This is a genomic window from Roseisolibacter sp. H3M3-2 (genome assembly GCF_029211165.1).
Lineage (GTDB): Bacteria > Gemmatimonadota > Gemmatimonadetes > Gemmatimonadales > Gemmatimonadaceae > Roseisolibacter.
Window position 1 is genome coordinate 1 of the sequence record NZ_JARGEK010000259.1, and the last position, 7,133, is coordinate 7,133.

Here is a 7,133-nt window from a genome sequence, read left to right on the forward strand (position 1 = left end):
CGGGCGCGCTCGCCGCCGAGCGCCGCGGGGGTGCGCGGGGCGCGACGCTCGACGGCGTGGTCGAGGCGCTCGGCGACGGGTGGCCGCGCGCGGCGGCGCCGCCGCCCGCGTATCCGGTTCTCCTCGAGCTGCCGGCGGTCGTGGGGTGAGGCGGGACGCGGCGGGGCACCTCGCGCTCGGCCCGGGCGGCGAGTTCGATCTCGTGCGCGCGATGGTCGCGCGGTGGGGCGACGTGGCGCGGGGGATCGGCGACGACGCGGCGACGCTCGACGTGCCGCCGGGGGCGCGGCTGGTGGTCAGCACCGACGCGTCGGTCGAGGGGGCGCACTTCCGGCGCGAGTGGCTGACGCCCGAGGAGATCGGCTGGCGCGCGGCGGCGAGCGCGGTCAGCGACCTCGCCGCGATGGCGGCCGCGCCGCTCGGGATGGTGGTCGCGCTCGCGCTCCCCGACGACTGGCGCGCCGACGCGCTGGCCGTCGCCGACGGGATCGGCGCGCTCGCGCGCGCGACCGGCACGCCGATCGTCGGCGGGGACCTGGTGCGCGCGTCCGCACTCGGCGTCACGGTCACGGTGATGGGGAGCGCCGGGTCGCCGGTGGGACGCGGCGGCGCGCGGCCGGGGGACGCCGTGTACGCGACGGTCGCGCTCGGCGGGCCGCGGCAGGCCCTCGGGGCGCTGCTGCGCGGGGACGTGCCCGACGCCGCGGCGCGCGCGCGGTTCGCGCGTCCCGTCCCGCGCGTGGCGGAGGCGCGCTGGCTGGCGGCGACCGGCGCGACGGCGCTGGTGGACGTGTCGGACGGGCTGGCGGCCGACCTCCGGCACGTGGCGGCGGCCAGCGGGGTGCGGCTGGTGGTCGAGGCCGAGCGGGTGCCGCGGTTCGCGGGGGCGTCGCGCGACGACGCGCTGGCCGGCGGGGAGGAGTACGAGCTGGCGCTGACGGCGCCGCCGGGGCTCGACGCGCACGAGTTCGCGGCGCGGTTCGGCGTCGCCCTGACCGCGATCGGGCGGGTGGAGGCGACGGACGGGGCGGGGGTGGCGGCGGTCGAGGTCGTGGACCCGGCGGGGCGACGCGTTGAATTCGCTCCCGGGCACGACCACCTTTCGGGCTGATGCGCACCCTCATCGCCGCCCTCACGCTGCTGGTCGTCACCGTCGTCTGCGGCGGCCTCGTCATCGTGGCGCGGCTGCTCGGGATCCCCGAGCGCCCGGGCAGCATCTACGAGAAGGCGCCCAAGTGGTGGGCCCGCTCGATGCTGTTCATGTCGGGGACGCGCGTGGTCATCCACGGGCGCGAGCGCATGGAGGGGGAGTCGGCGCGCGTCTTCGTGAGCAACCACGTCAGCTGGTACGACGTGCTGGCGCTGGTCGGGCACCTGCCGCGCTACTCGTTCGTCGCCAAGGCCGAGCTGTTCAAGGTGCCGCTCTTCGGCCCGGCCGCGCGCGCGGTGGGGACCATCCCGATCGAGCGCGAGAACCGGAAGGCGGCCTTCCAGTCGTACGAGGAGGCCGCGGTGCGCATCCGCGGCGGGCGCAACGTGGTCGTCTTCCCCGAGGGGACGCGCGGGCCGTCGTACGCGCTGCGCCCGTTCAAGAAGGGGCCCTTCGTGCTCGCCATCGCCGCCGGCGTGCCGATCATCCCGACGCTGATCCACGGCACCGTCGAGGTGCTGCCGCGCGGCTCGCTCTGGCTGCGCGCCGGCCGCGTCGACGTGCACCTGCTGGAGCCCGTGCCGACCGCCGGGCTGACGTACGAGGAGCGCGACGCGCTGGCGCGCGAGGTCTACGAGCGCCTGGCCGTCGCGCAGCACGAGCTGTACGGGATCGCCAGCCCCGCGCTCCCCGGCGCGCCGGCGCCCGCCGCCTGACCGCGACCCACCCCGCCATCCCACACGACCGACGCATGCCCACGATCATCGACATCAGCGCCCGCGAGATCCTCGACAGCCGCGGCAACCCGACCGTGGAGGTCGACGTCACGCTGGAGAGCGGCGCGGCGGGCCGCGCGGCCGTCCCGAGCGGCGCCTCCACCGGCGAGCACGAGGCGCTCGAGCTGCGCGACGGCGACGCCAAGCGCTACGTCGGCAAGGGCGTGCTGCAGGCGGTGCAGAACGTCGAGCAGCAGATCGCGCCCGAGCTGGTGGGGATGGACGCGTCGGACCAGATCGGGATCGACCGGCTCATGCTGGAGCTCGACGGCACGCCGACCAAGAGCAAGCTGGGGGCGAACGCGATCCTCGGCGTGTCGATGGCGGTGGCGCGCGCCGCGGCGAACGAGCTGGAGCTGCCGCTCTACCGCTACCTCGGCGGCCCGATGTCGCGCCTGCTCCCGACGCCGCTGATGAACGTCATCAACGGCGGCGCGCACGCGACGAACACGGTCGACTTCCAGGAGTTCATGATCGTCCCCGTGGGCGCCGACAGCTTCGGCGACGCGCTGCGCATGGGCGCCGAGGTGTTCCACGCGCTCAAGAAGGTGCTCGTCAAGCGCAAGCTCGCGACGGGCGTCGGCGACGAGGGCGGGTTCGCGCCCGACCTCAAGACCGACGAGGAGGCGATCACCGTCATCCTCGAGGCGGTGGAGGCGGCGGGGTACGCGCCCGGCAAGGAGATCGCGCTGGCGCTCGACTGCGCCGCGTCGGAGCTCGGCAAGGGCGGCAAGTACACCTTCAAGAAGAGCGGCGCCGGGTCGCGCGACGCGGCCGGGATGATCGACCTCTACTCGGAGTGGCTGGAGAAGTACCCGATCGTGTCGATCGAGGACGGGCTGGCCGAGGACGACTGGGAGGGGTGGGCGAAGCTGACGGCGGCGCTCGGCGACCGCGTGCAGCTGGTGGGCGACGACCTGTTCGTCACCAACACCGAGTTCCTGTCGCGCGGGATCGAGCAGGACGTCGCGAACTCGATCCTGGTGAAGGTCAACCAGATCGGCACGCTGACCGAGACGCTGGAGGCGATCGAGCTCGCGCGCGCCGCGGGGTACAGCGCGATCATCTCGCACCGCTCGGGGGAGACCGAGGACACGTTCATCGCCGACCTCGCGGTCGCGACCAACGCGGGCCAGATCAAGACGGGGTCGGCGTCGCGCTCGGACCGCATCGCGAAGTACAACCAGCTGCTGCGCATCGAGGAGCAGCTGGGCGAGGTCGCGGAGTTCGCCGCCGGCGGCCCGTTCGGGCTCTGAGGAGTCGCACCGATGGCGTGGGCGAGGCGCGCGGTCCTGGCCGCGATCGGGCTGGGCGTCGCCGCCTTCGCCGTCGAGGGCGGGGAGTACGGGACCTCCGACCTGCTGGCGCAGCGCGCGCGGCGGCGGGCGCTGCAGGCGGAGGTCGACTCCCTCCAGACCGACGTGGACTCGCTGCGCGCGCTCGAGCGGCGGCTCGCGACCGACCCGGCGCTGCAGGAGCGGGTGGCGCGCGAGGAGTTCGGGATGGTGCGCGGCGAGAAGGAGCTGCTCTACCGCTTCGCGGAGCCGCGCGACACGGCGGCGGCGGGGCGGGCAGGGTTGACGCGGCGCCCGGGCGGGCTATAATTCGGGCAACGACGCGGGGTGGAGCAGCCTGGTAGCTCGTCGGGCTCATAACCCGAAGGTCGCGGGTTCAAATCCCGCCCCCGCCACTTCGACACGGCCAGCCGACCTCGGCTGGCCGTGTCGTTTGCGGACGGTACCGTCTGGCTCGCGAGGCGGCTAGATTTCGCGGCTCGCCGCGGCGGACCCGTCGCCGGCGAACGGTCGTGGCTGGGTAGCTCAGCTGGTGAGAGCGCACGACTCATAATCGTGAGGTCGCGGGTTCGATCCCCGCCCCAGCTACTTGTGTGCTTCGAGACCCCGCAGGGCGCCCCGGCGTCGTGCGGGGTCGTCGCGTCAGGGCGGCGCGACCGGACCGGCGCCGGGCATGAAGTTCCCCCAGCCCACGACGAGCGGCCGGTCGCAGCCCTCGCACACGGTCAGCGCGGTCTCGCGCAGCCACACGGCGCGCGGCGCGGCGCAGAACGGGCAGGTCACCACGAGGCCGAGGGGGACGCGCTCGACGATCTCCACCTCGACGACGCCGGGCACGGCCTGCAGGCGGTCGTCGGCGGGATCGTCGCCGACGCGCACGTAGCGCTGCGCGTAGCGGCGGCCGTCCACCTCGCGCTTGTCGGCGGCGTCGTACGCGTCCCACTGCGCGCGCGTCATCTGCAGGCGCGGCGGCTCGCCGGGGCGGCGGTCGAGTGCTGGGGCGTCGGCGTGCGGCATGGTCGGGACTCGAGCGGGGGAGGGAAGTTCCAAGGTCGTGCCGGCCGGTCGGACCCGCCAGCCCGGAAGTATCCGGTTATCGTGCGCCTCTCCGCCGATGCGTCCAGCGACCGCACCCATGCTCCTCTTCAGCGCCCTCCGCGACCGCTACCTCGCCGACCGCGGCGCCGGCGGCGCCTCGCCCGCGATCGCAGCCGCGCTCACCGCGATCGGCTGGCGCGCGGTGCGCGAGCCCACCCCCGAGGAGCTCGCGGGCCACGTCGTCGACCTGATCGCCGAGTGTGTCGCGGAGCACCACGACACCGCGCGGCTGACGTGGCAGGTGGCCGCGCTGCTGCGCGCGTACGGCCCGGTGCTCGACGGCGGGCTGCCGCCGGTCGAGGCGTACGAGCCCGCCGCGCTCGACGTGCTGCAGCGCTACGTGCGCGGGGCCGACGACTGAGCGGCGGGCCCGGCGGGGAATAGCGGCGCGCATCGCGCCGTCTCCGGGTGCGCGCGCCGCGACGTCCGCGGGCGCGGCGGCCGCGCGCGGCCGCACCACCACGGAGGAACCGCATGCGCATCCTGCTCCGGTCCGCCCTCGCCGCCGCGTTGCTCGCCGGCGCGTGCACCGACGCCCCCGACTCGCGCGTCCCCACCGCGCCACGCCTCGACCGCGACGGCGGACGCGCCGGCGCGGACGCCGGGACCGCCAACAACGTCGGCCCGAGTCCGCTGCTCGCGCCGATCCCGGTGGGCGTCGAGCTGGTCGCGTCGGGGCTCGCGTCGCCGATCCAGCTCGTGCAGCCCGACAAGGTCACGACGCGCTTCGTCGTCGACCAGATCGGGCTGGTGCGCATGATCGCCGAGGACGGCACGCTGCTCGCCGAGCCGTTCCTCGACGTGCGGAGCCGGCTCACGCCGCTGAACCCGGCCTCCGACGAGCGCGGGCTGCTGGGGCTCGCGTTCCACCCGGAGTTCCGGAAGAACGGCCGCGTCTTCGTGTTCTACACGGCGCCGCCGCGGGTCGCGGGCTACAACAACACGATCACCATCGCCGAGTACCGCGCCGACGTGTCGGCCGGGTCCAACGCGAACAAGATCATGACGGACGAGGTGCCGCGCGTGATCCCCGGCTCGGAGCGCATCGTCCTGCAGGTCGACCACCCGCAGGCGAACCACAACGGCGGCACCGTCGCCTTCGGCCCGGACGGCTACCTCTACGTCTCGATCGGCGACGGCGGCGGGCGCGACGACGACAACCCGCTCGGCCACGTGGCCGACTGGTTCGCCGACAACGCGGGCGGCAACGGCCAGGACATCACGCAGAACCTGCTCGGCAACATCCTGCGCATCGACGTCGACGGCGGCACGCCGTACGCGATCCCGCCCGACAACCCGTTCGTCGCCGGGCCGGGGCTCGACGAGATCTGGGCCTACGGCTTCCGCAACCCGTACCGCTTCGCCTTCGACAGCAAGCACGGCGGCGCGCTGCTCGTCGGCGACGCGGGGCAGGAGCTGTGGGAGGAGGTCAGCGTCGCCGTGCGCGGCGGCAACTTCGGCTGGAACGTGAAGGAGGGGACGCACTGCTTCGACGCCGAGGCGCCGACGGTCGTGCCGGCGACCTGCCCGACCGTCGATCCCACGACCGGCGAGCCGCTGCGCAATCCGGTCATCGAGTTCGCGAACAGCAAGAACCCGCTCGGCGGGGACCTGGGGCTGACCGTGGTGGGGGGCGTGTTCTACCACGGCGAGGAGCTGCGCGCGCTCCGCGGCCGCTACGTGTTCGGCAGCGCGGCCACGCAGGGCGGCGGGTCGGGGCGCCTCTTCGTCTCGGAGCCGCGGGGGAGCGGGCTGTGGTCGATGGCGGAGCTGCTCGTCGACGGCACGTCGCGCCTCGGGCACGTCGTGAAGGGGTTCGGCGAGGACGCCCGCGGCAACGTCTACGTGACCGGGTCCGTCGTCTTCGGGCCGACCGGGACCACGGGGAAGGTCTGGCGCCTCACCCGCCCGCGCTGAGCGCGGAGGTCCCCGGCGGCGTCAGTCGGCGCGCGGCAGCGTGAGGGTGAAGGTGCTGCCGCGCCCCGGCGCGCTGTCGGCGCGCAGGTCGCCGCCCATCGCGCGCGCCAGGTCGCGGCTGATCGCGAGCCCGAGCCCCGTCCCCTCCTTGGGGTGGTTCAGCGCGCGCCCGACCTGCACGAACGGCTCGAACACGCGCTCCAGCTGGTCGGACGCGATGCCGACGCCGGTGTCCGTCACCGTCAGCGCGACCGCGTCGCCGAGCGTCGTGCAGCCGAGGGCGACGCTGCCGCCGGCGCCGGTGAACTTGACCGCGTTGGCGAGCAGGTTGAGCAGGATCTGCTGCAGCTTCTCGACGTCCGCGGCCACGCGCAGCGCGGGGTCGACCGCCGGCACCGCGAGGCGCAGCCCCTTCGCGGCGGCCTGCGGCACCACGAACGCCTCGACGTCGCCCACCGCGTCGGCGACGGCGACCGCGCGCACGTCGAAGTGCAGCGCCCCCGACTCGAGGCGCGCGTAGTCGAGCAGCTCGCTGATGAGCCCCAGCAGGTGGCGCTGGCTGCGCTGGATGCGGCCGAGGTCCTCGCGCTGCCCCTCGGCGAGCTCGCCGCGCACGCCGAGCAGCAGCAGCTCGGTGTAGCCGCCGATGGCGTTGAGCGGCGTGCGCAGCTCGTGCGACATGGTCGCGAGGAACTGGCTCTTCGCCTGGTTCGCCGCCTCCGCGTCGGCGCGTGCGCGCTCGGCGTCGCGGAACAGGCGCGCGGCGTCCACGGCCGTCGCGATGCGGTGCGCGAGGTCGGCCGCGAGCGCGCGGTCGGCGTCGTCGTAGCGGCGCCCCGACGCGGCGGTGCTCAGCGTCAGCGCGCCGAGCGTGACGCCGCGCGCGACGAGCGGCAC

General features: G+C 74.9%; 8 protein-coding genes and 2 tRNA genes. 8 read left to right on the forward strand and 2 right to left on the reverse strand.

From position 1 onward, the window contains the following. The first annotated feature begins 145 nt into the window (after positions 1-145). The 6 genes from thiL to PYV61_RS18000 all read left to right on the forward strand — a co-directional run bounded on the left by thiL (position 146) and on the right by PYV61_RS18000 (position 3,809). A complete protein-coding gene (gene thiL / locus PYV61_RS17975; RefSeq protein WP_275834154.1) occupies positions 146-1,111 on the forward strand; it encodes a thiamine-phosphate kinase in 966 nt (321 codons plus the stop codon). Next, entirely contained in the window at positions 1,111-1,866 is a 756-nt protein-coding gene (locus PYV61_RS17980; RefSeq protein WP_275834156.1) for a lysophospholipid acyltransferase family protein, read from the forward strand. The genes thiL and PYV61_RS17980 overlap by 1 nt, the downstream gene beginning before the upstream one ends. A gap of 35 nt (positions 1,867-1,901) precedes the next feature. Beyond that, the gene (gene eno, locus PYV61_RS17985) at positions 1,902-3,182 is read left to right on the forward strand and encodes a phosphopyruvate hydratase (protein ID WP_275834158.1); all 1,281 of its coding nucleotides are present in this window, start codon (positions 1,902-1,904) and stop codon (positions 3,180-3,182) included. 12 nt (positions 3,183-3,194) lie between these two features. Further along, a complete protein-coding gene (locus tag PYV61_RS17990; protein WP_275834160.1) occupies positions 3,195-3,530 on the forward strand; it encodes a septum formation initiator family protein in 336 nt (111 codons plus the stop codon). A gap of 12 nt (positions 3,531-3,542) precedes the next feature. Further along, positions 3,543-3,616: transfer RNA gene (locus tag PYV61_RS17995), tRNA-Met, on the forward strand. A 119-nt stretch (positions 3,617-3,735) separates the two neighbouring features. Further along, positions 3,736-3,809 (forward strand) — tRNA-Met (locus PYV61_RS18000). 54 nt (positions 3,810-3,863) lie between these two features. On the opposite strand, the gene PYV61_RS18005 is transcribed toward PYV61_RS18000, so the two are convergent. Continuing rightward, the gene (locus PYV61_RS18005; RefSeq protein WP_275834162.1) at positions 3,864-4,238 is read right to left on the reverse strand and encodes a hypothetical protein; all 375 of its coding nucleotides are present in this window, start codon (positions 4,236-4,238) and stop codon (positions 3,864-3,866) included. Positions 4,239-4,356: 118 nt separating this feature from the next. Between PYV61_RS18005 and PYV61_RS18010 the strand changes: the two genes are divergently transcribed. Together PYV61_RS18010 and PYV61_RS18015 are read left to right on the forward strand one after the other, a co-directional pair. Continuing rightward, positions 4,357-4,680 carry a hypothetical protein gene (locus PYV61_RS18010; RefSeq protein WP_275834164.1) on the forward strand — a complete coding sequence of 108 codons (324 nt, stop codon included), beginning with the start codon at positions 4,357-4,359 and terminating at the stop codon, positions 4,678-4,680. A 113-nt stretch (positions 4,681-4,793) separates the two neighbouring features. Next, positions 4,794-6,236 carry a PQQ-dependent sugar dehydrogenase gene (locus PYV61_RS18015; RefSeq protein WP_275834166.1) on the forward strand — a complete coding sequence of 481 codons (1,443 nt, stop codon included), beginning with the start codon at positions 4,794-4,796 and terminating at the stop codon, positions 6,234-6,236. A gap of 21 nt (positions 6,237-6,257) precedes the next feature. On the opposite strand, the gene PYV61_RS18020 is transcribed toward PYV61_RS18015, so the two are convergent. After that, a partial coding sequence (locus PYV61_RS18020) for a HAMP domain-containing sensor histidine kinase (RefSeq protein WP_275834168.1) occupies positions 6,258-7,133 on the reverse strand: 876 nt, incomplete at its 5' end.

Excerpts from the sequence above, each read along its gene's own strand:
- PYV61_RS17980 (WP_275834156.1), top strand. The coding sequence starts at position 1,111 with ATGCGCACCCTCATCGCCGCCCTCACGCTGCTGGTCGTCACCGTCGTC.
- eno (WP_275834158.1), top strand. The coding sequence starts at position 1,902 with ATGCCCACGATCATCGACATCAGCGCCCGCGAGATCCTCGACAGCCGC.
- PYV61_RS17990 (WP_275834160.1), top strand. The coding sequence starts at position 3,195 with ATGGCGTGGGCGAGGCGCGCGGTCCTGGCCGCGATCGGGCTGGGCGTC.
- PYV61_RS18005 (WP_275834162.1), bottom strand. The coding sequence starts at position 4,238 with ATGCCGCACGCCGACGCCCCAGCACTCGACCGCCGCCCCGGCGAGCCG.
- PYV61_RS18010 (WP_275834164.1), top strand. The coding sequence starts at position 4,357 with ATGCTCCTCTTCAGCGCCCTCCGCGACCGCTACCTCGCCGACCGCGGC.
- PYV61_RS18015 (WP_275834166.1), top strand. The coding sequence starts at position 4,794 with ATGCGCATCCTGCTCCGGTCCGCCCTCGCCGCCGCGTTGCTCGCCGGC.